The organism is Chlorogloeopsis sp. ULAP01 (assembly GCF_030381805.1).
Lineage (GTDB): Bacteria > Cyanobacteriota > Cyanobacteriia > Cyanobacteriales > Nostocaceae > Chlorogloeopsis.
In genome coordinates, this window is record NZ_JAUDRH010000011.1 from 183,531 (window position 1) to 208,191 (window position 24,661).

The 24,661-nt window shown below is 42.3% G+C and carries 18 protein-coding genes and 2 tRNA genes; 11 read left to right on the top strand and 9 right to left on the bottom strand.

The genetic code is table 11. The annotated features are described in order from the left end of the window. Positions 1–526 precede the first annotated feature (526 nt). Complete coding sequence (locus QUB80_RS21915) at positions 527–1,354, top strand: hypothetical protein (RefSeq protein WP_289791631.1); 828 nt, start codon at positions 527–529, stop codon at positions 1,352–1,354. Positions 1,355–1,442: 88 nt separating this feature from the next. On the opposite strand, the gene QUB80_RS21920 is transcribed toward QUB80_RS21915, so the two are convergent. Continuing rightward, positions 1,443–1,604, bottom strand: coding sequence for a hypothetical protein (locus tag QUB80_RS21920; protein WP_289791632.1), 162 nt, complete (start codon positions 1,602–1,604; stop codon positions 1,443–1,445). Positions 1,605–1,766: 162 nt separating this feature from the next. Between QUB80_RS21920 and cas12k the strand changes: the two genes are divergently transcribed. Continuing rightward, entirely contained in the window at positions 1,767–3,674 is a 1,908-nt protein-coding gene (gene cas12k, locus QUB80_RS21925; RefSeq protein WP_289791633.1) for a type V CRISPR-associated protein Cas12k, read from the top strand. Between the two features lie 514 nt (positions 3,675–4,188). Here cas12k and QUB80_RS21930 read toward each other — a convergent pair. Both QUB80_RS21930 and QUB80_RS21935 read right to left on the bottom strand, forming a co-directional pair. Beyond that, positions 4,189–4,326, bottom strand: coding sequence for a hypothetical protein (locus QUB80_RS21930; RefSeq protein ID WP_289791634.1), 138 nt, complete (start codon positions 4,324–4,326; stop codon positions 4,189–4,191). A gap of 359 nt (positions 4,327–4,685) precedes the next feature. Further along, positions 4,686–4,759 (bottom strand) — tRNA-Pro (locus tag QUB80_RS21935). 186 nt (positions 4,760–4,945) lie between these two features. Between QUB80_RS21935 and lipA the strand changes: the two genes are divergently transcribed. The 4 genes from lipA (at position 4,946) to QUB80_RS21955 (ending at position 9,528) form a co-directional block, all read left to right on the top strand. Beyond that, positions 4,946–5,833: a lipoyl synthase gene (lipA, locus tag QUB80_RS21940; RefSeq protein ID WP_289791635.1), complete on the top strand. Its 888-nt coding sequence runs from the start codon at positions 4,946–4,948 to the stop codon at positions 5,831–5,833. A gap of 172 nt (positions 5,834–6,005) precedes the next feature. Continuing rightward, on the top strand, positions 6,006–6,932 hold the full coding sequence (locus QUB80_RS21945; protein ID WP_289791636.1) for an NAD(P)H-dependent glycerol-3-phosphate dehydrogenase: 927 nt from the start codon (positions 6,006–6,008) through the stop codon (positions 6,930–6,932). 545 nt (positions 6,933–7,477) lie between these two features. Beyond that, complete coding sequence (gene sigC, locus QUB80_RS21950) at positions 7,478–8,728, top strand: RNA polymerase sigma factor SigC (RefSeq protein ID WP_289791637.1); 1,251 nt, start codon at positions 7,478–7,480, stop codon at positions 8,726–8,728. Between the two features lie 344 nt (positions 8,729–9,072). After that, positions 9,073–9,528 (top strand): Fur family transcriptional regulator, encoded by a 456-nt coding sequence (locus tag QUB80_RS21955; protein ID WP_016877311.1) that lies wholly within the window; start codon positions 9,073–9,075, stop codon positions 9,526–9,528. Between the two features lie 128 nt (positions 9,529–9,656). Here the strand turns inward: QUB80_RS21955 and QUB80_RS21960 are convergent, their stop codons facing one another. Together QUB80_RS21960 and cobN are read right to left on the bottom strand one after the other, a co-directional pair. After that, positions 9,657–10,871, bottom strand: a complete 1,215-nt coding sequence (locus QUB80_RS21960; protein ID WP_289791638.1) for a peptidoglycan-binding domain-containing protein — start codon at positions 10,869–10,871, stop codon at positions 9,657–9,659. Between the two features lie 10 nt (positions 10,872–10,881). Further along, complete coding sequence (gene cobN, locus QUB80_RS21965; RefSeq protein WP_289791639.1) at positions 10,882–14,811, bottom strand: cobaltochelatase subunit CobN; 3,930 nt, start codon at positions 14,809–14,811, stop codon at positions 10,882–10,884. An 84-nt stretch (positions 14,812–14,895) separates the two neighbouring features. Here cobN and QUB80_RS21970 point away from each other — a divergent pair, with 84 nt between their 5' ends. Then, positions 14,896–17,112: a GAF domain-containing sensor histidine kinase gene (locus QUB80_RS21970; RefSeq protein WP_289791640.1), complete on the top strand. Its 2,217-nt coding sequence runs from the start codon at positions 14,896–14,898 to the stop codon at positions 17,110–17,112. 212 nt (positions 17,113–17,324) lie between these two features. After that, positions 17,325–18,005, top strand: coding sequence for an N-acetylmannosamine-6-phosphate 2-epimerase (locus QUB80_RS21975; RefSeq protein WP_289791641.1), 681 nt, complete (start codon positions 17,325–17,327; stop codon positions 18,003–18,005). A gap of 80 nt (positions 18,006–18,085) precedes the next feature. Here QUB80_RS21975 and QUB80_RS21980 read toward each other — a convergent pair whose 3' ends face one another. Next, on the bottom strand, positions 18,086–18,553 hold the full coding sequence (locus QUB80_RS21980; RefSeq protein WP_289791642.1) for a GNAT family N-acetyltransferase: 468 nt from the start codon (positions 18,551–18,553) through the stop codon (positions 18,086–18,088). Positions 18,554–18,644: 91 nt separating this feature from the next. Then, positions 18,645–19,553, bottom strand: a complete 909-nt coding sequence (locus QUB80_RS21985; RefSeq protein WP_289791643.1) for a hypothetical protein — start codon at positions 19,551–19,553, stop codon at positions 18,645–18,647. 126 nt (positions 19,554–19,679) lie between these two features. Here QUB80_RS21985 and QUB80_RS21990 point away from each other — a divergent pair, with 126 nt between their 5' ends. Next, on the top strand, positions 19,680–20,588 hold the full coding sequence (locus QUB80_RS21990) for a metallophosphoesterase family protein (protein ID WP_289791644.1): 909 nt from the start codon (positions 19,680–19,682) through the stop codon (positions 20,586–20,588). On the opposite strand, the gene mazG is transcribed toward QUB80_RS21990, so the two are convergent. Both mazG and QUB80_RS22000 read right to left on the bottom strand, forming a co-directional pair. Continuing rightward, complete coding sequence (gene mazG / locus QUB80_RS21995) at positions 20,589–21,416, bottom strand: nucleoside triphosphate pyrophosphohydrolase (protein WP_289791645.1); 828 nt, start codon at positions 21,414–21,416, stop codon at positions 20,589–20,591. A gap of 38 nt (positions 21,417–21,454) precedes the next feature. After that, on the bottom strand, positions 21,455–22,060 hold the full coding sequence (locus QUB80_RS22000; RefSeq protein WP_289791646.1) for a metal-binding protein: 606 nt from the start codon (positions 22,058–22,060) through the stop codon (positions 21,455–21,457). A gap of 89 nt (positions 22,061–22,149) precedes the next feature. Between QUB80_RS22000 and QUB80_RS22005 the strand changes: the two genes are divergently transcribed. Both QUB80_RS22005 and QUB80_RS22010 read left to right on the top strand, forming a co-directional pair. Then, a tRNA-Val gene (locus tag QUB80_RS22005) sits at positions 22,150–22,222 on the top strand. A gap of 328 nt (positions 22,223–22,550) precedes the next feature. After that, positions 22,551–24,500: an RNA/DNA-binding domain-containing protein gene (locus QUB80_RS22010; RefSeq protein ID WP_289791647.1), complete on the top strand. Its 1,950-nt coding sequence runs from the start codon at positions 22,551–22,553 to the stop codon at positions 24,498–24,500. The last annotated feature ends 161 nt before the right edge of the window (positions 24,501–24,661 follow it).

A 24,661-nucleotide genomic window follows, 5' to 3' on the forward strand; every position in this document is an offset into this window, starting at 1 on the left:
TTACAGTGACAAATACGTATATATTTATGAAAAGCTACCTAATTTATGTGTAATTTTACACTTATAAATTAGAGATCTAAAGAAGTTTATATAAAAAAGTACTTTTTTACACAAACTTTACATACGTAAAATTAGCTATTAAACGTTAAAGAAATATAAAATAAATAAGCATAAGCCTTGTTTAGACTATGCCAAGTTCAAATACCATTATTGTCTTAAAGGTGAAAAATCCTATATTTACCTAAGTCTAAAATATAACATTATAATTTTAGTTACTGCTAATTTTCCCACCTGTGATTTGTATCACTTTAAACTACAGTTACTATATTTGATTGAAACTTTAATCTACGAGAACGACTTCTTAGAGGATGATCTGGTAGCAAGTAACGATAGCAGGCTCAAGCCAGATAGCTTTTAAGTACTTTGTTTGCAGTGGTATCTAAAGAAGGAATAGTGATCGCATCACAAACAATCCTAACCTATTGGCGCTCGATCACTCATAATAGCTATGAAATAGTCACGATTCGTGAGTTACTGTGCCGTTAAGAACATTACTCATGTGCGTCGTCTGCTTGCCAGCATATCTTTGGCTTACCCGATTCAATTAGTCATCCTCAGCACCATTTTTACTATTTTGGGTGAGCGTTCCCGTTCTTCTCATATACGTTCTATGCTGGAACGCTGGTTATGGTGTGGAATGTTTGGTGAAGTATATACACGCTTCAATGAAGCAAGAGCTGGGAGAGACGTTATTGAAGTACCAGAATGGTTAGCAGGTGGTTCACTACCACTCACCATTGTGCAAGCGGATTTTTCTTTTGATAGGTTGATTAGCGTCAGAAAACGTTACGGCGCAGTATATCAGGGTTTAGCTGCTTTACTACGACGTGAGGGGGCAATTGATTGGTGTACTGGGGAAGAAATCAATGATGTGATTTATTTTGAAGAACAGATAGATTCGCACTACATTTTCCCTGTGGCGTGGTGTCGCAAGCAAGGCATTGATCCCAAAAAGTATAACTGCTTGATTAACTGCACACCTTTAAGCGCCAAAACAAACAAGAAGATTGGTAGTAAAGCGCCTTCAGTTTATTTAGAAGAGTTTGAACGTTCTGGTACATCAGCTAAAAGACTGGATGAAATACTGCAATCGCACGCTATATCTCCAAAAAGTTTGCGGCAAGATGACTTTGAAAGATTTTTTCAGATGCGGGCAAACAATTTATTGACGCTAATTGGAAAGGCTATGGGCAAAAGTTTAAGTTTTGAATCCTTTCAGGATTTTGTTGGAGAGCATCATAACGGGAATAGCAGAGAGTATAAGCTTTATCCCGAAATTATTACGAACTCTTAAGCTACCAGCATTAGAATCACCGACTTTACTCAATAGAGGAGTGTGTCACAGCAAACATAACTGATCGCAAACACATCCCTCAATTTTCTTATTGCTGCTTTTCTGAGGACTCTTTTTTTTGCAACCAATCTCGAATTGCTTCCTCCAAAGCCGCAGTTTGCGTCACTTCCAGACGCGCACAGGCGATTTCAAACGCGATTTTTAAGTCTTTAGGGAGCCTCCCCCTAACCTCTCTAGTTTCTTCTGCCATCCTAATTTGCAGCCAAAGCTTGCGGCTTTTATTTTTGCACAGCCTCTTAGTAAAAAAACGTTTGCGTCATTGCGCTATTGCGTCATTGCGCTATACTTAAAGAAGTAAAAAAACAATTAACAACCCTGTCAGTTTTACCGAACCCACAAAACTGAGGACACCATGAGCGTGATTACAATTCAATGTCGCTTGGTTGCTGAAGAAGACACCCTCCGCCAACTGTGGGAACTGATGGCTGAAAAAAATACACCACTCATCAATGAATTATTAGCACAGGTAGGAAAACACCCAGAATTTGAAACCTGGCTAGAAAAAGGCAAAATACCTACCGAATTCCTCAAAACACTTGTTAACTCCCTCAAAACTCAAGAGCGTTTTGCTGGTCAACCTGGACGCTTTTACACCTCAGTGATCGCTCTAGTAGATTATGTATATAAATCCTGGTTCGCTTTACAGAAACGAAGAAAGCGCAAAATAGAAGGCAAAGAACGTTGGCTGAAAATCCTCAAAAGTGATGAAGAACTGGAACAAGAAAGCCAATTAAGCCTAGATGTAATTCGTACTAAAGCTACTGAACTTCTTATCAAATTTACCCCCCAGTCCAAGCATAATAACAACCAGACAAAGAGCAAAAGAACTAAAAAATCTGCAAAGTTACAAAAATCTTCACTGTTTCAAATTCTTTTAAACACTTACGAACAAACACAAAACCCTCTTACTCGTTGTGCGATCGCATATCTGCTGAAAAATAACTGTCAAATTAGTGAACTCGACGAAGATCCAGAAGAATTTACTAGATATAAACGCAAAAAAGAAATAGAAATTCAGCGATTAAAAGACCAGCTTCAAAGTCGTGTACCTAAAGGTAGAGATGTAACAGGAGAAGAGTGGTTCAAGATTTTAGAAATTGCTACAGCCAATGTACCCCAAAATGAAAATGAGGCAAAAGCTTGGCAAGCAGCACTTTTAAGAAAAAATGCTGCTGTCCCCTTTCCTGTTGCTTACGAATCTAACGAAGATATGACATGGTTAAAAAATGACAAAGGTCGTCTCTTTGTTCGGTTCAATGGCTTGGGAAAACTAACCTTTGAGATTTACTGTGATAAGCGTCATTTGCACTACTTTAAACGCTTCCTAGAAGATCAAGAACTCAAACGCAATCATAAAAACCAATACTCAAGCAGTTTGTTTACTCTGCGTTCAGGAAGGCTTGCTTGGTCACCAGGAGAAGAAAAAGGTGAACCTTGGAAAGTTAATCAACTACATCTTTACTGCGCTTTAGATACTCGGATGTGGACTATTGAAGGAACTCAACAAGTAGTTGATGAGAAAAGCACAAAAATAACCGAAACTTTAACAAAGGCAAAACAGAAAGATGACCTCAACGTTCAACAGCAAGCTTTTATAACTCGACAGCAATCAACAGTAGATCGGATTAATAACCCTTTCCCTCGTCCCAGCAAGCCTAATTATCAAGGTCAACCCTCAATCCTAGTTGGTGTTAGTTTTGGTCTAGAAAAGCCAGTAACACTAGCTGTAGTGGATGTTGTTAAAAATGAAGTTCTAGCTTATCGCAGTGTCAAACAACTACTGGGTAAAAACTACAACCTTCTCAACCGCCAGCGACAACAACAGCAACGCCTATTTCATGAACGTCACAAAGCCCAGAAACGGAATGCGCCAAATTCCTTTGGTGAATCTGAATTAGGTCAATACGTTGATAGATTGTTGGCAGATGCAATAATTGCGATCGCCAAAACCTATCAAGCAGGCAGCATAGTTATCCCAAAACTCTGTGATGTGCGTGAGCAAATCAGCAGTGAAATCCAATCCAGAGCAGAGAAAAGATGTCCTGGTTACAAGGAAGCCCAACAAAAATACGCCAAAGAATATCGTATGAGCGTTCATCGCTGGAGTTACGGCCGATTAATTGAGATTATTAAATCCCAAGGTGCAAAAGTTGGAATTTCTACTGAAATTGGTACACAGCCAATCAGAGGCAGTCCACAAGAAAAAGCGCGAGATTTAGCCACCTTTGCATACCAAGAACGTCAAGCCGCTTTAATTTAATTCACTAATCCGAACCTTGAAAATATAATATTGTCATAACAGCGTCGCAGTTCATGCTCTTTTGAGCCAATGTACTGTGAAAAATCTGGGTTAGTTTGGCGGTTGTCAGATCGTCATGCTTTCTGACCCTGGTAGCTGCCCGCTTCTGATGCTGCCATCTGTAGAATTCTATAGATGGGATAGGTGCGCTCCCAGCAATAAGGAGTAAGGCTTTTAGCTGTAGCCGTTGTTCTCAACGGTGTGGGTTACCGCAGTGGTGGCTACTGAACCACCCCCTTCGTCGGGGGAACCCTCCAAAATATTTTTTTGGCGTGTCAAAGCGGGGGCAAAATCCCTGGAGTCCCGCCAAAACTTTAAAACCCTTGTGATGTCTTAATTTCAGAAACTAGTGTGTAAATTGATTTAGTTTTTTGATGCGAGACGAGAGAAGCTTTTTAAGGGATATGCCAAATTTGTATCTGAAAAGCTTTATTTGCAAGGGGTCTAGACGGCAAGGTTTCAACCACCATTCCGGCTAGGGGTGGGTTGAAAGAACCTGTTCGCGCTTACCAATGGCAACTACTAAAGTTTCAACCACCATTCCGGCTAGGGGTGGGTTGAAAGAATCCATCATTGAGCCAAAAAGCTGTGCCATGCAAGTTTCAACCACCATTCCGGCTAGGGGTGGGTTGAAAGGCGCGATAAAGAATTGACTGCTTTAGGACTTCTAAAGTTTCAACCACCATTCCGGCTAGGGGTGGGTTGAAAGCAAATTTTTGTTGTTACTATGTAAAATATTTAGTTTGAATAAGGAGGGTTGAAAGGCGCACTTCGTTCGGGAATATTCTGAACTTTTTAGCATATTCTACAAGTGTAGTAGAATCAACTCCACCACATCACTGTCGCGACATTAATTTGCGAGAACTCATTATAATTAGATTGACTCTAAAAAACAGTCAAACCGACACTAATGTGCAAAAAAACGACATTAATTTGCGAAATGCGACATATAATTTGCGAATGTACAAAAAATCGGGATGACTGGATTCGAACCAGCGGCCCCTTCGTCCCGAACGAAGTGCGCTACCAAGCTGCGCTACATCCCGGCACAGTAATGCCAATATAAATAGAGAGTATCATAAGCTTGGGGAAATTACAAATTAGGGGATAGAGGACAGGAAACAGAAGATTATTTCACACTTCATATTTCATACTTCACACTTCAGCTCCGCTTTTGTCGGAACTTGCTACCATTAACTTTGATAACTAACTTTAAGTGGTGAAGGCAAATTGTGACTGTAAAGCCAGACTGGTTGCGGGTAAAAGCGCCTCAATGGGAGCGTGTGGGTAATGTTAAGGAGATTTTGCGGGATTTAGCCCTGAATACGGTGTGCGAGGAAGCGTCCTGTCCGAATATTGGTGAGTGCTTCAATGCTGGTACGGCGACATTTTTGATTATGGGGCCAGCTTGTACGCGTGCTTGTCCTTACTGCGATATAGATTTTGAGAAAAAACCCAAACCCCTAGACCCGACGGAACCTGCACGACTGGCGGAAGCAGTACGCCGCATGAAGCTAAATCATGTGGTCATCACTTCTGTAAACCGTGATGATTTGCCGGATGGAGGTGCATCCCAGTTTGTTGATTGTATTGAAGGAATTCGCGCCATTTCACCCAACACTACCATTGAAGTATTAATTCCCGATCTGTGCGGTAATTGGGAAGCGCTGGAGTTAATTTTGCAAGCACAGCCAGAAGTTCTCAACCACAACACAGAAACGGTTCCGCGCTTGTATCGCCGCGTGCGTCCCCAAGGTAATTATGATCGCACGTTGGAATTACTGGAGCGTTCCCGCCAACTGGCACCGTGGATTTATACAAAATCCGGAATTATGGTGGGACTCGGCGAAAGCGATGAAGAAATTCGCCAAGTCATGAGAAATTTGCGATCGGTGGATTGTGATATTTTAACGATTGGGCAATACCTCCAACCCAGCCAAAAACATTTGAAAGTAGATGGATTTATCCACCCAGATCAATTTGCTGCCTGGAAAGCATTTGGCGAAGAATTGGGGTTTTTACAAGTTGTTTCTTCTCCATTGACTAGAAGCTCCTATCATGCAGAACAAGTCAGAGAATTGATGGCACGTTACCCCCGTAGAAGAGGACAAGGAGAGTGAGAGACGTGGGGACGAAGGGACGCGGAGACGCGGAGAGTGGGCGAGTGGGAGATTATTTTTACTACTAACCACTGTACGGACGGGTTTTATTAGTAATCTCTCAAAATAACGAAATATCTAAAATAAACCCGCCCCTACTAACCAATGAGTAATGACCAACGGCCAATGACCAATGACTAATTCCAAATCAGTAGTAATTCTGGGTACGGGTGCTTGGGGAAGTGCTTTGGCAACTTTGGCATCAACGAATGGTCACAAAGTCCATGTTTGGTCGCGTCGGGGTTCCAAAACTTTGGCGGAGGTATTAGAGGGTGCTGATATAATCCTTTCAGCAGTTTCGATGAAGGGTGTAAGAGATGTTGTTTCTGGGCTGAAGTCTTTATCCCTTTCTCCAGAAATAATTTTTGTCACGGCAACGAAAGGTTTAGATCCTCAAACCACCTGCACGCCTTCACAAATTTGGCAAGAAGCTTTTCCCCATCATCCAATAGTGGTGCTTTCCGGGCCGAATTTATCTGCCGAAATTCAACAGGAATTACCAGCTGCAACGGTAGTTGCCAGCAGCGTTATCAGTGCTGCTGAGGATGTGCAGCTAGTATTTTCCTCTCATCGTTTCCGGGTTTATACCAATACGGACACCTTAGGAGTAGAACTAGGGGGAACACTGAAGAATGTGATTGCGATCGCTGCGGGTGTGTGTGATGGTTTGCAGTTGGGAACTAATGCCAAAGCTGCTTTAGTTACCCGTGGTTTAACAGAAATGGTTCGTATTGGTGTGCATTGGGGTGGAAAAAAGGAAACATTTTACGGTTTGTCTGGTTTAGGCGATTTGCTTGCTACTTGTAACAGTCCTTTGAGTCGCAATTATCAAGTTGGTTATCAACTAGCCTGTGGTAAAACTTTGGCAGAAATTCTTGCTCATTTGCAAGGAACAGCTGAGGGCATCAATACGACTAAAGTATTAATGCAGCGATCCAAGCAGCAAAACATTTCCACGCCAATTACCGAGCAGGTTTATCGTTTACTTCAGGGTGAAGTTACTCCCCGACAAGCGCTTGAAGAACTAATGCTGCGAGACATCAAGCCGGAATATCACTAGTAAATTGCTAGTAGTTTTCAGGTGAATCGACATAAATGTTTTAGTCATTTGACTGAAATCTTAGTTAATTCCCCGTACAGTAACTATTTTTTGGTTATTTTCCCTTAATCACTATCCACTATCTCCTAGCAACTAACTACTATCAATTCCCAAGAAACCCTGACGAAAAATTGTTCAAACCTTCAGGAAATTACTCACATAACTATGTAGATATGACTATGCTTGTGAAAAACAAGTGTCTTACTGATGTGTATTTATACGAGGTTTAAAAATTAACAAATATGAGCAATTGAGGTTTAAACATTAACTAAAAAATTAATAATTTTAAGTCTAGCTAGGTCTTTGAACCGTTTTACTTCAACTCGGATGAAAGCCATAGCAGACACTTTTGTTGAATGTAATAAATAATACCTGTTTGGTTTTTTGAAAAAAAACCTCAAGGTTACTCAAAACAATGTTAGTTCTTCGTAAATCACGGGAACAATAGCAACAGTTGATTAGCTAACCGCAATCTATTGTTACCTGGAGTCATTGAGACGATCCTTATGCCAGCAACATCTTTTTACGCAGACGCCGCCTACGAAACCCAACAGTCACCCCAGATGTTTGACTCAGATATCACAATTGATGAGAGTGAACTGCCGCTAGACGATCTGGAAGAGTTGGAGATGGTTTCTACCGATCCGGCTAGTTTCGCTCCTAGCGTTAACCGTCGCAGCACAGACTTGGTACGTCTATATCTTCAGGAAATTGGTCGGGTTAGACTGTTAGGACGGGATGAAGAAGTTTCAGAAGCTCAAAAAGTCCAGCGCTACTTGCGGTTGCGGATAGTTTTGTCTAATGCTGCCAAGCAGGGAGATGAAATAGTTGCACCGTATCTGCGCATCATTGAAATTCAGGAGCGTTTGGCATCGGAACTGGGACATCGTCCTTCTATAGAACGGTGGGCTCGTGCTGCTGGTGTGGACGTGTTCGAGCTCAAGCAAACTTTAGGACAGGGAAAACGTCGCTGGGCTGAAGTGGCTAAGTTGACTGTGGAGGAACTGGAGAAAATTCAAAGTGACGGACTCCAGTCTAAAGAACACATGATTAAAGCCAATCTCCGCCTGGTGGTATCAGTTGCTAAGAAGTATCAAAATCGTGGTTTGGAATTATTAGATTTAGTCCAAGAAGGCACTTTGGGCTTGGAGCGAGCTGTGGAAAAATTTGATCCCACTAAGGGATATCGCTTCAGCACTTATGCTTATTGGTGGATTCGTCAAGGTATCACGCGGGCGATCGCTACTTCTAGCCGCACAATTCGTCTGCCGGTTCACATTACAGAAAAGTTAAACAAAATTAAAAAAGCTCAACGTAAAATCGCTCAAGAAAAAGGTCGCACTCCAACTCTGGAAGACTTGGCACAAGAATTAGAAATGACACCTGCTCAGGTGCGAGAAGTTTTGTTAAGAGTTCCCCGCTCTGTTTCTTTAGAAACCAAAGTTGGTAAGGATAAGGACACAGAATTGGGCGAATTGCTCGAAACTGATGGTGTGACGCCAGAGGATATGTTAATGCGAGAATCTTTACAAAAAGATTTACAGCACCTTTTGGCAGATTTAACCAGTCGCGAACGGGATGTAATTTTGATGCGGTTTGGCTTGGCAGATGGACATCCTTACTCGCTAGCGGAAATTGGACGCGCTCTTGACTTATCCAGGGAACGAGTTCGTCAAATTGAATCAAAAGCACTACAGAAGTTGCGCCAACCCAAGCGCCGTAATCTGATTCGCGACTATTTGGAATCCCTTAGTTGACAAATGGTCAATGCTCAGTTGTCAATAGTCAACAGTGAACAAACTCTCATTTATCTACTGTTGACTATGGACAAATCATTATTGATAGATTTGTCCCATCCCCGTTCCCAAAGTCTCTCATCGCTCTACAGCAAATTATTTGCATTTAAGTCCATATAAACTAAAAGTTGTTATCTCTCAAGATATTTTGAGTACGGGGATCGCATTTTAATCTATTGTTAATCGAGCTTCAATAGCTTTTACCATCATTTTTAGTAAATAATTGCAATAAGCATTCTTTGTTGCAAATTGGTCTAAACTTTTGCTATATTCTCAGCTGACAGGGTTTGTTGAGAAAAACTTGTATGACGGTTTACAGCGCTACTTCACTTAAGGCAGAATTGAACGAACGAGGCTGGCGTTTAACTCCCCAGCGAGAAACAATTCTACACATTTTTCAGGATCTTCCGCAAGGAGAACATCTCAGTGCAGAGGATTTGTATCATCGACTAGAAACCAAAGGAGAAGGAATTAGTCTGTCAACTATTTATCGAACTTTGAAGTTGATGGCACGGATGGGGATTTTGCGGGAATTAGAGTTGGGAGAAGGTCATAAACATTATGAATTAAATCAGCCTTACCCCCATCATCACCATCACCTGATTTGTATCAGGTGTAATACTACCATCGAGTTCAAAAACGACTCCATTTTAAAAATTGGTGCGAAAACTGCTCAAAAAGAGGGTTATCACCTGCTTGATTGCCAACTATCAATTCATGCTATCTGTCCGAAGTGCCAACGGTCTTTGATGCCTGTGTAACACTTAAGTTAAGATGATTGGGGCAAATGCTGATATAGATTTATAGGCAGTTTTTGAGCAGTTTAAAACTAACGGCGAATGGAGGTAGGCAAGCTGTTAAGCACTGTTACCAACAGAGAGTGTAGGTGTTAGAAGCGTCCGCTTCTAACATCACTCAAGCTAATACCATAAAACTCTTGAGCTAGTTTAATGGCTCGCTTGGTTTCATCTCCCATGACGCCATTGAGAACGCCTTTATAAAAGCCGCGATCGCGCAGTCGTCTTTGGATTTCCAAAACTTCAAATTCACTCTTAGCAGCAGTCTTGACGGTATTATGTAATTTGGCTCTGGTAGTTGGCCCTGCAATACCACTTACTGCCAGGAAATTATCAGCTTGAAAACGCCTGACTGCATCCGCAGTATAAGGCCCGTAGTAGCCATTTGGCTCTCCCTGCAAATAACCGGCTTGGATTAACTGTTCTTGAAGAACTCTAACTGGCTCACCGCGATCGCCTTGGCTGAGATTATCTCTTTGTTTAACTGGTTTGGCAACTTCTTGTGTGCCACCAACACCCAATGGGGGCAATTTGCGGAGAGTATTAGGTCCTACAACACCATCAACATCTAATCTGTAAGCTACTTGAAATCTTTTGACAGCTTCTTCTGTAATTGGGCCAAATATACCAGTAGATTGACCAAAATAAAAACCCGCTATTCGCAAACGTTCTTGCAAAATCCTAACTTGTTCACCTTCGTCGCCTTTTTGTAATAAATTGGGGCTACGACGCTTATTGTTAGTAGAAGCATTCAGAGTATTTACTGTTTGAGCTTTGTTGCTTACAGTTCTGGCAACTTGGCTTTGGGTTTTTACAGTGCTGGTTTTTTTGCTTTGGGTATTGGTATTATTAACTTTTTTAATTTGAGTACTTGCAGTACTAGTTTTTTTGCTTTGGGCTTTAACCGTACCTTTCTGCCAGTTCTCTAATTTTTGTAAAGTTGTTGATCCAGCGATACCATTTACTTGCAAACCAGCTGCTTTTTGGAAACTACGGACAGCAGCTTCGGTATCAAAGTCGTAGACTTGTGTAATTGAAGCTTGATAAAAGCCTGCATTCTTTAGTCTTTGTTGCAAAGAGCGGACAGAAGGGCCTTGATCTCCTCTTTCTAATGCTAAAACACTAGTGACAGCACTGAGAGTAGACAGGGTAACGAGCAAGGGCAGCATATACTTCCAAGCCTTACCAGAGAGTCGTCTCCAGTCAGGCGCTGGTGCGCTCTTTAACAAAGAATTGAAATTAATCAATTCATTCTGTAAGGGTTCTTCGTAGGCAGAAGCTACGTACAAATATGCAAGATTGTCCATATGATGTTTCCTACACCACGGATTTTTGTTCGATAACTGCTTCAGCTTGATGAATTAAGTTTCTCAAATTTTCCAAAGTTTGTATACTGACATCCTGCCAGAAGCCGCGTTTAAATGCTTCCAGTAATCTTTCAGCAATATCACGCAGAGCGTAGGGGTTTTTACTCTGGATGAATTCACTGACAGTAGGATCAAACAAGTAAGCTTGGGCTATTCCTTCATACATATAGTCTTCTACACATTTAGCTGTCGCATCGTAGGCAAATAAATAATCTACTGTTGCCGCCATTTCAAATGCACCTTTGTAACCGTGGCGCATGACTCCAGCTATCCATTTGGGATTGACGACACGAGAACGATATACCCTAGCAATTTCTTCTTTTAGTTGACGAACTCGCGGTTTGGCAGGAATAGAATGATCGCCAAAATAAGTTTGGGGATTCTTCCCTTGTAAAGAACGTATTGCTGCGGTTAATCCACCTTGAAATTGGTAATAATCATCCGAATCGAGTAAATCGTGTTCACGATTGTCTTGATTGTGCAGTACTATTTGCATTTGCTGCAATCGCCTCTCGAATGCTTCTGGAGATGATATTCCTTCTCCTCCTCCTATTGATGTGTAAGCATAGCAACTCCAGTTAATGTAAGCACGTGCTAAATCCTCCTCATCTGTCCAATTTTGCGATTCAATTAAGCCTTGTAGCCCAGCACCGTAAGCACCTGGTTTAGAACCAAAGATGCGGTAGTGCGATCGCGCTTGGGCTTGTTGTTGACTCAAACCCTGTGTTGTCCAAAATTCTGTTTCTTTTTGAATTTGTGCTGCTAAAGGGTTTTGTTCTGGTGGTTCATCTAATGCTGCTACTGCTGCCACTGCTTGATTAAATAAATCAATCAAATTGGGAAAAGCATCCCGGAAAAAACCAGAAATTCGCAAAGTAACGTCTACGCGGGGACGTCCTAATACTGAAAGTGGCAAAATTTCAAAATCTACTACTCGTCGTGCGGCACCATCCCAAACAGGCTGTACACCTATTAAAGCTAGTGCTTCGGCAATGTCATCACCTCCAGTCCGCATTGTAGCAGTTCCCCACACTGATAACGCAAGTGTTTTTGGATACTCTCCATTTGCTTGGGTATAAACCTCAATCAGAGTTTCAGCAGCTTTCCTGCCAATATCCCAGGCTATTTCTGTCGGAATAGCACGAATATCTACTGAATAAAAATTTTTACCCGTTGGTAAAACTTCCGGACGTCCCCGCGTCGGTGCGCCAGCAGGAGCGCTAGGAACATATTTACCATCCAGCCCGCGCAATAAGTGGGTGATTTCTTGGTGAGTTTGTTGCAGCGAAGGAATTAGACGCAAGCGTATCCAGTCGAGGGCGGAAGAGAGGGGGGGGGTAGGGGCAGTGCCTTGGGAGCGCCCTGAAGTGGGAGATAATAGATTTTCTATGAGTTCTGCGGCGTGTGCTTCTAAAACTTCAACCGCGTCACCGACGGTACGACAGGTGCGTTGATATTTTGCGAGTAAAACTTGCTGGCTAATTGCTGATAATTCTGTGCTGAAATCTGCTGTGAGAGGATCGAAATCTAAGCCTAAATCTTGAGCTAGAGCACGGGTGAATCCGATTTGATGGCGATTGGGATGACGAGCGATCGCGACAATTAAATCCCGCAGTTGTCTTCCAGTTGGACATTGCCCAAAAATATGCAAACCATCGCGGATCTGAGCTTCTTTTAACTCGCAAAGATAACCATCAATGTTGTTAATGGCTAATGGTTGATTGCTAATTGTTAATTGTTCTTGGCTATTAGCCATTAGTGATGAACTATTAGCCACTTTTAAATCGAGATGAAGATTTTCTTTGATAACTAGTTCCTGGATGCGATCGCAAATTGCAGGCAAACGTTCCGGATTTAAACTTTCTGCTTCATAATACTCATCAATTAAATTTTCCAACTGTTGCAAACCACCGTATAGTTCTGCTCGCGTTAGTGGTGGCGTCAGGTGATCCACAATTACAGCTTGAGCGCGACGTTTGGCTTGCGAACCCTCACCAGGATCGTTGACAATAAACGGGTACAAATGAGGAAGCGCTCCCAAAGCAACTTCTGGATAACAATCACCAGATAACGCCACACTTTTACCTGGTAACCATTCCAAATTTCCATGCTTCCCCACATGAACTACCGCATCCGCACCAAAATATTCTCTCACCCAATAATAAAAAGCTAAATAAGCGTGAGTTGGTTCCAAATCCGGTGCATGATAATTCAAACTGGGATCGACATCATACCCACGCGCCGGCTGAATTCCCACAAAGATGTTGCCGAGTTGAATACCGGGAATGGGGAATAAAGAGGACACGGGGACACGGGGACACGGGGACACGGGGAACTGTTTTCTCTCCGCGTCCCCGCGTCTGATTGTCTCTGCGTCTTCACAAGCTATTTCCCACCGCTCACAGATACTCTGCTGCACAACTTCCGGTAAAGAAGCAAAATACTCCTGATACTCTTGCCAAGAAACACTTTGTCGCACTTGACGTAATTCCTTACCTTCTGGATCGTTTGTTACTCCACTAAGAAGATTATGTATTAATTCATGACTAGACTTAAGTATATTTTCCACATGATATCCTTCCATCTGTAAAGACTTAAGGATTTCTACACAACTTGCTGGTGTATCAAGTCCTACACCGTTAGCCAAGCGTCCATCACGGGTGGGGTAATTCGCTAAAATCAAAGCAACGCGACGTTGTTCGGGTGGCTTGGAGCGCAGGCGTACCCAGTTGGCTGCTAAATCAGCGACAAATTCAATGCGATCGCGCACAGGTTCATAAACAACCACATCCGTTTCTAACTGCGGATGGCGTTTTTGTAGTGCCTTAAAAGATATAGCCCGGCTAATAATACGTCCATCGACTTCTGGCAGCGCCACATTCATGGCGATATCGCGGGGTGAAAGTCCTTGGAATGTAGACTGCCACTGTTGCACCGAACCACTGCTGAGAATCGCCTGTAAAACAGGCACATCCAATTTTTGCCACAGGGCAATTTGGGGTGTTTCTGTTTCTAAGCGTGCTAGAGAAAAGCTGGTTGTATTCAATAGCAGAGCTATTTGTTCAGAGTCTTTGGGTTGGAAAAACTCGCTCAACTCATCTTGAACATCGGTTTCACGCAACGAAGAAACAAAAACTGGCACTGGTTCTAAATTTCGCTTTGCCAATGCTTCGCACAGAGCATCAATGACTTTAGTATTTCCCGCGAGATAATGGGCGCGATAGAAGAGAATACCTACTTTGGGAAGAGTTGGGGAAGGGAGATGACTGGAACTTGGAATTTCGAGCTTGGAACTTATCTCCGTCTCTCCCCTATCTCCCCCATTTTCCTGCCATTCATATAACCCAACGCGGTAAACTGGCTGGGGAGGCGGTGGATTAAATGAACTAAATTGGCAAGTATCGGCAATAAATTTGAGAGCGTTAACAATATTTTCTACGCCACCTTCAAGGAAATAGCGCCATATTTTATTAACAGTATTCAAAGGTAGAGTAGAGTGAGATATTAAATCGGGATCTAAAGCATCATCCCCTGGTATTACAATTAGGGTTGTACCATGACGTTGGACAATTTCCCGCACTACTTCTAACCCATAAGCCCAGTAGGAACGTCCTCCTAATAGTCGCAGAATAATTACTTGGGCAAGCTCCAAAATTTGCTCGGCATAGGTATCTATATCTATTTGATGCTGCAAGCTTAATAGGTTTGCAACTCTTAATGCAGGGAAACTAGGAGGCAACTTAGAAACTGCCTGTGCCAAAGTTTGAATGTCGGTATCAGCCGCTGTAAGAAATACAATAGGAGCAGGAGTTTGTTCTAAAAATCTAACGCCTTCTGATTGAGGACTCCACCCTACCGATATGGCACTAATACGATGCATAATGCTGTATTACCGTCTTAAACTGTAGATTAGAACACATTGAAAAATTTTAATTAACTGGGTACAGCCCCTCTTACCTTGAATATGCTTAATTCTCCTGATTTGAGCTTTTCTCGAACCTTGCCTTTGGATGTATTTAATCAGCTTGGCGAATTGTTAGAACAGATGGCTCAAGCAGTGGAAAACAGAGCTTTGGTATTGACAGAAGCTGTACTTGCGACAATTCATACACCAAAGGAGTGGCAGACACAAAGATTTGCGGTTGTTATTTCTGAGGGGTTTAGTGTGTTGATGGTGGGTTCTCCACAACAGGAGCAGCAGGGGCAACCTCACCCCGATGCCACCCCCGTCAATGGAACGACAACTCGCTTCATCCAAGAGCAGTCATTCAAAGAGAATTTTCCACACAAAGAACCTCCGGATTTGACAGAATCAATAGAAATTCCCACGTGCCAGCCTTTTTCAGACTCTTTGTGGAATGTAGAGTTAACATTTGATATTGAGGCGATCGCCTCTTTTATGGTGGAATTGAGGGATGTGTTTGAGCGTGACTCTCAGACATACCAAAATATTGAACATTATCGTCAACTTCTCGCTCCAAATGATGGTAAGCTCCAAAGTCAGTTTACGCTATTATTGTTAAACTATTTTTTGCCGCAGCCAGGTCAAGAACTTACAAAGCCACAAGCTGCTATCTTCTCTTCTGTTTCTATCTGTCAGCCAGTGGAAGATGCTCTGCAAAAACAACTTGCTCAAGAGCGGCTCTTAAACCAGGTAACAACTCAAATCCGGCAAAGTTTAGACATATCTGTGATTTTAGTAACAGCAATTGAGCAAGTACGGGAGTTTTTGGAATTAGATCGATTGGTAATCTGTAAACTACCTTCTTTAAAAGGAGTTAAGCTTTTCAATCCTGCTGAGTGTTTTAATCCCCCAGTACTTCAAGCTAGTTCACAAAGTAACCCTCTTTTGGGTACACCAAATACTATCAATCACACTTTAGTTGGAATTAAGAAAGAGGTTTTTCCCAGTAACCAATCACCAATATCTAGTACGCAGTCTTCTTCCTCAACTCCGAATTTTAGTGAAGTTAACAAAATTTTAGAATTTTCATCTTTTTCTAGCTTATTTTCGCACTCAGGCTGTGTTATTTACGAGTCCCGTGCGAGTGATACCATTCCTTCAGTATTGTTGAGTAAACAAGACAATTGCTTTACACTGAATTCTTCATGTTGGAATAAGTATCAGCAAGGCTTTACTTTGGCTGTAGACGATGTCGAAAAAACTTACGCCCTAGAAGAGTGTCTTTTGAGCTTTTTAAGGAATATACAAGTACGGGCAAAATTTGTAGCTCCCATTGTATTCGAGGACAAACTTTGGGGACTTTTGATTGCTCATCAGTGCCATGCCCCATACTCATGGAGTGAGAGTGAAAAAAGTTTGCTAACTTCTGTGGCTGAACAATTGGCGATCGCTATTCACCAATCTGAGTTAACGCGATCACTCACTCAGGAAAAACAAACTTTAGAGCAACGAGTCATTGAGCGCACAGTAGCTTTGCACGATGCTTTAGTCGCGGCTGAAGCCGCCAGCCGCCTCAGAAGTGAATTTCTTGCTACCATTAGCCACGAATTACTCACACCTTTGACTTATGTGATTGGTATGTCTTCCACTTTACTACGCTGGTCGTTTGGAGAATTGAACGAGCGGCAACGCGATTATCTACAAACAATCCACGACAGTGGAGAGCATTTATTAGAAATGATTAATGATATTTTGGAGTTATCCCAAATTGAAGCAGGCAAGGCAGTCCTAAATATTACAGAATTTTCTTTAGTGGACATAGCAGAGACTACAATAGCATCGCTTTTAGAAAAAGCCACAAGTCAGCAAGTTAATCTTAGACTGGATTTACCCCTGGATCGACAACGCGATCGCTTTATTGCTGATGTTAGGCGAGTGGAACAAATATTGTGGAATCTTTTAAGTAATGCGATCAAGTTTACACCAGAAGGTGGTAATGTCACTTTACGGCTCTGGGTGGAAAATGATACTGCTGTGTTTCAAGTGGAAGATACTGGCATTGGTATTCCTAAAGAACAGTTGCCACTCCTGTTTGAAAAATTTCATCAACTCGATCCACCCTACCGTCGCCGTTACGAAGGTACAGGGCTGGGTTTGGCATTAACTAAACAACTGATAGAACTACATAGAGGTCGAATTGAAGTAGAATCTACAGTTGGCGTTGGCTCAATTTTTACTGTATGGATACCAATCCAGCCAAAACCAGTCTTGAGTTAGTTGGTAGGGGCGGGTTTTGCCGATGATTTTTCGGTTGAAACAGACAATTTATCTTCTAAACCCGCCCGTAAAGTTGTTGGTAGTTGGTGGTTATTTAGTTATTAGTTGATTATTTATTACTCTCCTTGTCCCCTTGTCCCCCCTTCCCCCACTCTCCCTCTCTTCCCCTCTCCACGTCTTTGCGTCTCCCACTCCTCATCTATTTCCCCTCTATGTCTCTAGAATCCTTACGCCGCGGACTAATTGTTTCCTGTCAAGCCCCAATAGAATCACCACTCCACGATCCATTCGTAATTGCAGCAATGGCACAAACTGCTGTCAATAATGGTGCGGTTGGAGTGCGTATTGATACGCCTGCGCATATATATGCTGTACGACAACGTGTTCAAGTACCAATAATTGGGTTATGGAAGCAAGTCATCACTGGATACGATGTATACATTACTCCCCAGTTTCACCATGCGGCTGCTGTTGCAGAAGCGGGAGCTGATATTATCGCCATAGACGCGACGACTAGAAAACGCCCTGGTAGTGAAAATTTAGCAGTTACTATTGCTCGGATTCATGAGAAATTAGCCAAACCAGTCATGGCAGATGTAGATACAATCGAAGCGGCAAAGGCAGCCGTAGACGCTGGTGCAGATATTGTGGGGACTACTCTTTGTGGCTACACTGCTGCAACCAAGCATCTTTCTCCCCCTGCTTGGGAACTTTTAACTCAGATGGTGGAAAAGCTACAAGTTCCCGTAATTTGTGAAGGCGGTATTTCTTCTCCTCAAATGGCGCGTAGGGCAATTGATTTAGGTGCATACGCTGTAGTTGTTGGTACTGCAATAACGGGAGTTGATTATTTAGTGAGAGATTATACATCAATCTTAAATACTGAGTCTTGAGTATGGGAGTATCCCAAATGTTTGAGTTTATTTTTCAACGCAGAGTCACGCAGAGGAGTACAAGCAAGGTAGCTGATGAATTACAACAGCAAAATCTCAAATCCAAACTCTACAGAGCGATTAGAATCATGCAGTTCTCGCATTCCAATTCGTTGAAAGCCAAGGTGCTTGTAAAGTTGATGGGCAGCAGTAAAACGAGTGTCGCTCCAGAGGATGAGACGGAGTTTCTCTGCGCCGCGGGCATGAGCGATCGCTATTTCTACCAATCGTCTTCCCCAACCTTGTCGGCGTAACGAGGGATGTACATATAAGCTTTTCAACTCGGCATGATCGGGGTGAAGCAGAACAGCTCCCGTTGCCAAGATGTTTCCTTTATCTTCAATTACCCAGAATTCTCCACCGTTAGCACGAAAATAATCTCCTGGATTAAGCAGATGAGTATCTTCATTTTCAGCATCCAGAACACAGCCATATTCAGCGTAAATTTCTGCTATTAGCTTCAGTATGTCAGGAACATCAGATGAGATTGTAGGACGAATAAAAAGCATTTGCACTGTAACTAAAACTAACTTTAGTTTTTGAGGGCAAAGTTGCAGTCAAAAGCCCTACATTCAGAGTTAATAGAACATTTGCTATTAATTATCTTCGTTTAAAAATTACCATTTCATTACCAACCACCGGGCTACGCGCCACCAGCCTGTTTTGAGAGTCGGTAATTTCTAGATGGGTGAAGTCTAATTCTTGAGAACGCTGGAAAATCTCAGCAGCTAGTTTGTTTTGTTGAGATTCTTTGAGAGTGTACCAGTCATCACTAATTTTCATAGTGAGAGTACTCGTGAGAAAGTTGGCTTGAATTGATTGTATTAGTCCGGAGGCAATGCGATCGCTTACTTGTGCTACTTGATTTTCAATTGCCGCAATCAAAGTTTGTTCTGGCGTTAATACTAATGTCGGTGTCGGTGTCGGTGTCGGCGTGGCAGTTATTTCGGGTTCTGGTTCTGGAGATGGAGGAGGAGTAATTTCTTCTGTTGGCGGCGGCGCTTCTTGTGTTGATGGTGATGGTGTCTGTGTTGGCAGTGGCTCTGGTGAAGTCGTTATGGTTGGTGAAGGTACTTCTTCTACAGCAGGAGTTTCTTGTGCCTGCTCTGAAGATGGCGGAACTGTTGCTATTTCTGTTGGTTTACTAGTAAAGATATTTGAAGTTGTCCAAATTAAAATTACGGTAGCAACAGCAATAACTCCTGTCAAAACAGTGTCGGATAAATTAGCAGACAAATTTGCTGGTAAAAAAGAGCGGATTTTGGCTAATAATCCACTCCACCCAGATTGAAGCGGCTGCAAAACACTGGAGGTTTCCTCAGTACCACCAGGAGGTTCTGTCTCCAACTTTTCAACCGTTGTTTCTAAAAGAGCGATCGCGCCTCTCAACATTTGGATAGTTTTAGCCTTCCAAAACGGTTGAGCTTTTTGGTATTGTCTTTGCCGAAGTCGATTTTCCTCCGGTTCTGGGGAAGAAGATGGTTGTGGATTTTGATTGTCTTGTGACATGGAACTTTCACCCAGAGCAGCTAATCAAAAACATACATATTAAATTCCTGCTTCAGCCTCCCCTGCCTTAATGTATCACTTCATTGCTTCGGCTAAACTTATCAAAATATTGATTTGGATGAGATTATGAAGCTAAAACGCCGTCAATTTTTATTTTTAAGTAGCCTCAGTGCTTTTGGTATAGGATTTTTAGGTGTTATCAGCCGTTATTTCAGTAACAATACTGATGAGCTAGAAACAGCAGTAGCCGCTGCTCCAGCTAAAAAAGACTTGTTACTACGCTTTGTTTCTGTTGCAGATACAGGCACTGGTGCAGGAGGGCAGTATGCTGTCGCTAGGGCAATGACTAATTATCACAGCAAAAATCCCTATAAATTAGTCGTCTTAGCTGGCGATAATATCTACAATAATGGCGAAATTGAGAAAATTGGTGCAGTTTTCGAGCGTCCCTATGCTTCTTTGCTCAAACGAGGTGTAAAGTTTCAAGCTGTTTTAGGCAATCACGATATTCGTACTGTCAATGGCGATTTACAATTAAAATATGTCGGCTTTAATATGAAGGGACGTTATTACACTTTTCGCCAAGACAAAGTACATTTTTTTGCTTTAGATACTAATGGTAATGCTGATTGGAAAAATCAGTTGATTTGGCTCGAAAAAGAATTAAGCCGCAGTAATGCACCCTGGAAAATTGTCTTTGGTCATCATCCAATTTATGCATCGGGTGTTTATGGCAGTAATCCACAGTTTATTAAAAATTTCACTCCTTTATTTCAAAAATATGGCGTTCAACTTTATATAAATGGTCATGAACATCATTATGAACGCACCCGGTCTATTAATGGTACGACTTATTTAATTTGTGGTGGTGGTGCAGGTACTCGTCCTGTAGGAAAAAATGAGTGGACAGAGTATTCTGCTGAGAGATTGAGTTTTGCAGCCTATGAAGTGTATCCAGATAGAATAGAGATTAGCGCTATTGGTACTGATAACCGCATTTTTGATCGAGGCATTATTCCACTGCGAGCAGCATAATTATCCTTTCTTCAATTGGGCTTTAGCTTGCTGCCACAGAGCTTCTAACTCTTGGAGAGTGTAATCAGAAAGGGGGCGATCGGCAAAAGCCTCCATTTTTTGTAACCTTTGAATAAAGCGTTGATTTGTTCCTTGTAATGCTTCGCTGGGATCGAGGTTATACCAACGGGCAAGTTGGAGAACAGAAAACAGCAAGTCGCCTAATTCGGCTTGTTGTTGTGCTGGTGTTTCATGGGCTAAAGCGTGCTGAAATTCCTGTAACTCCTCGTGAAACTTATCCCACACCCCATCAATATTTTCCCACTCAAATCCTACCGCAGCCGCCTTCTGGGAAATTTTCATTGTTGCCATCAAAGGGGGAAGTTTACGGGCATAGTTACTGAGCTTCGCACTGAGTTTTTGACTCTCTGGAGACGGTTCTCCTTTTTCTGCCGCTTTAATTTGTTCCCAGTTTTGCCGTACTTCTTCCACACTTTGTACTGAAACTTCGCCAAATACGTGGGGATGGCGGCGAATCAATTTTTGAGCAATACCTTGAGCTACTTCCTTAAGGTTAAATTGCTCATACTCATTGGCAATTTGTGCTTGCAGAACAACTTGTAATAGCAAATCCCCCAATTCTTCTGCGATCGCTTCTTTGTCTCCACTGTTTATTGCGTCTACCACTTCATAAGCTTCTTCAATCACATAAGGCGTCAGCGTTTGGGGAGTTTGCGCCAAATCCCACGGACAACCTCCTTCGGGCGATCGCAACTTTGCCACCACATCAATTAATTCTTGTAACGCTGCCAGAGTTTCAGCATGATTCTGGGTTTGATGAAATTCCATAATTAATAACTAATAAAAACTTTGTGGTTAATAACCTATTACTTTGTCCGGCTTTTGCCGATTTTCGAGCCAGATTGACGAGTGCGAGTTTTTGCTTTACGTTTCTTCATTTTCGCACGTGGTAGCAAACCGCGAATGCCTGCTGAGTGCAAACGTTTATATGCCGAGCCAGCCCAATCGCTCAGAGAATGGCTCATTGCACCGAGTTCCAGCCCCAAAAACAGTGCCAGAGATTCCGTTTTGTAATCCGTGAGCGATCGCCCCACATTTTCACTTAAAACCTGCCAACTCCACGCTTTATGTCCTAATTTTTCGGCAACTACCACACTTAAAAGTGCCAAAATTACAGCAATTATGCCTAAATAAACCACTCTTAAAGTTGTACCAATAATTGGACCATGGGATAAAAATGAACGATGACGCAGACTTTTTTGATAAGGAATCCAAATCCAGCGCAAGAAACCCCAGCGTTGATATTGGCGAGAGTATATATCTAAGTCAGGGCCAAACATTAACCCACCAAACATAAATGCACCAGCCACCAACAAAGTCAGGTTGCCGCTCTGAGTCTGAGTAAAAGTGAAACCAGCAACAAACGGCAAAGCCCACAAAGTAATGCGATCGTGCGTTTGACCAGAGGGCATCGAGAATGTCTAAAAAATTTTCAAAAATATTTCCCAAAAATACTAGCGCGACACGAAAATTTTTGCTATATTTAATTCTTGTGTGTGACGGGCGGTTAGCTCAGTTGGTAGAGCGCCTGCCTTACAAGCAGGATGTCACAGGTTCGAGTCCTGTACTGCCCATATTACCAAGTATTTCACCCATCTCACTTAGGTGTTTGACAACCCTGTACACAAGTATAGAATTTTGGTTGCAGCCTAAAAGGGCTTGAAGATTTTCCTATCCATGACTTTGAAGCTAAAACCGCCAATTCTTTAGCTTTTTCCTAGAAGCTACCTTTGAGCGTTGAATCTTCAGACTTAATAGAAATACCAATCTTTAGCGATCTGAGCACGAATAGTGTCAATTAATCTAGAATTGACTAGGCTTTATTATGTGCCACTGTTAACTTAATTAATTAACAGACTCTCCCGAAAGCGGTGCGGTTATATTTTGGCAGTTTGAGGATTGATGATGGCAAGCCTATCGATACTAGATATCGAAGAATTAGCAGAGGGCTATGATGTTGAAGCCAAGCAAGCATCAGGTCGGGATGGACAAGGTGAGTTGCCCAAAAGTTTTTTTGAATCTTATTCTGCAATGGCTAACACCTATGGTGGTGTCATTTTTTTAGGAATTGAAGAAAAACCCAAAGGAAAATTCAGCGTTACAGGTATTGCCGCTCCAGAACGTATTCTTAAAAACCTTTGGGACGGGCTTAATAATCGCCAGCGAATTAGTGTTAACTTGCTAACCGATAAAGCGGTGGAAGTTATTGAGGTACAAAGCAAGCAAGTAATCCGTATCCAAGTACCGCGAGCGCGAAGGCCGCAACGCCCTGTTTACGTAGGACAGAATCCTTTAACAGGTACTTATCGTAGAAACTACGAGGGTGACTACTTGTGTGATGAAGAAACTGTTAAACGGATGCTTGCAGAACAAGTAGAGGAAGTGCGGGATGCCCGGTTATTAGAAAACTATGGCTTCGATGATATTGACCAAAATACCCTTAAAGCATATCGGAATCAATTTAAAGCCACCAAACCAGATCATCCTTGGCTAGATTTGGATGACCAAGAATTTCTTCGATCTATCGGTGGCTGGCTACGTGATCGGCAAACAGGAAAAGAGGGACTAACAGTAGCAGGCTTATTAATGTTTGGCAAACTCCCTTCAATTCTTGAGGCTGTACCTCACTATGTAGTAGATTATCAAGAACGTCCCGAACCGAGAACAGAGGCTCGATGGGTAGATCGTGTCACTACAGATGGAACATGGTCAGGAAACCTTTATGATTTTTACCGTCGGGTAATTCAAAAACTTTTCTCAGACCTCAAAGTTCCCTTTAGGCTCAAAGGTGCAAAACGAGTAGACGAAACACCAGTACATGAAGCTTTACGCGAAGCATTAATAAATACGCTAATTCATGCAGATTACACTGGGCGCATACCAATACAAATTATAAAGCGCCCTGATATGTTTGTATTTCGCAACCCTGGCATCATGCGACTGCCTTTAGAAGATGCCCTCCGGGGCGGTACAAGTGATTGCCGCAATCGCAAGTTACAGAAAATGTTTCAGCTTGTGGGTATTGGAGAACAGGCAGGTTCGGGTATTCCCAAAATTTATCGTAACTGGAGTCAGCAACACTGGCGACTGCCCGCATTGTTAGAAGAAGTCGAGCCAGATCAAACATTACTGGCAATGCTAATGGTTAACTTGTTGCCAGAGGAAACCCTTAGAGAACTTGACGAACGATTTGGTTCTGAATTCCGAGAGTTATCAGACGATCAACGCCTTGCTTTAGTTACAGTAGCACTTGAGGGGAAAGTTACTCACGCTCGGCTCAAGTGTATGAGTGCTACTCACCCACACGATCTAACAAAGGCTTTGTCTGCTCTTGTCAGAGATGGCTTCCTAGAATCAGGTGGTATTGCTCGCGGAACTTTCTATTTTTTCCCAGGAGAGCCACCTGACGTAGAAGCTGACTTAGTTGCTCAGAACTATAAGTTAGTAGAAAAAACTAGTCCAGAAGATTTTTTATCAGGATTAATACCAGATAAAACCTTTGATGATTTGCAGCCAAGCTCCGATGATTTGCAGCCAAGCTCCGATAATTTGCAGCCAAGCTCCGATAATTTGCAGCCAAGCTCCGATGATTGGAAATCACTAAAAGCGATCGCAGCAAATGTCAGAAACAAGGGAAAGGTATCAACAGATATTATGGAAGCAATAATTCTTAAGCTTTGTGAAGGAAGGTTTTTGAACCATAAGCAGCTTCAGGAATTGTTGGGTCGTTCTCATCACACACTACGGCTTGGCTACCTTAGCAGGATGCAAAAGATAGGTCTACTCGAATTACGATATCCTGATAAACCCACCCACCCCAATCAAGGATATCGTACAAAACAATTAACCTAGATGATACTTTTAAATTTGACTTTAGCCATTTTTTAGGGCTGCTGCATACCACCATAATTTCTAACGGTTAAGCTATCATGCTTCAAAAATACAAGGTCTTGCGATCGCAATTTAGGTAAATGGATAAAGTCGAGCTTAAATCTCCAATTAAAAAGGTGTGA